Origin of the sequence: Paraburkholderia sp. SIMBA_053, assembly GCF_046534895.1 — a bacterium.
Taxonomy (GTDB): Bacteria; Pseudomonadota; Gammaproteobacteria; order Burkholderiales; family Burkholderiaceae; genus Paraburkholderia; species Paraburkholderia caledonica.
The window spans coordinates 1-233 of the sequence record NZ_JAWRXU010001816.1 but is presented as its reverse complement, the minus strand read 5'-3'; the positions used below and the strand labels follow the sequence as shown (position 1 = coordinate 233).

General features: G+C 59.7%; 1 protein-coding gene. It reads right to left on the bottom strand.

The genetic code is table 11. The features are described from left to right. Positions 1–67: 67 nt before the first annotated feature. Positions 68–220: a LysR substrate-binding domain-containing protein gene (locus tag SB753_RS41780; protein ID WP_410805782.1), complete on the bottom strand. Its 153-nt coding sequence runs from the start codon at positions 218–220 to the stop codon at positions 68–70. Between the last annotated feature and the right edge of the window lie 13 nt (positions 221–233).

Genomic DNA, 233 nt, shown 5'->3' with positions numbered 1-233 from the left:
GCTCGGCCTCACCGCGTGTGATCAGCGCGGAGACGTAATGGCGAACGAAGGATACGCCCGTCTTCGTTCACACATCGACGAATTTGCCCGCGGGATACAGCACGTAGATGTTCATTTTCTGCAGCGAGTACTGCGGCAGCACGCGCACGAGGCTACCGTCTTTCAACGCGGGAACGGCCGCATAGGAAGGCAGTGCGCCGATTCCCATGCTGTTGCGTATCGCGACGATCAGC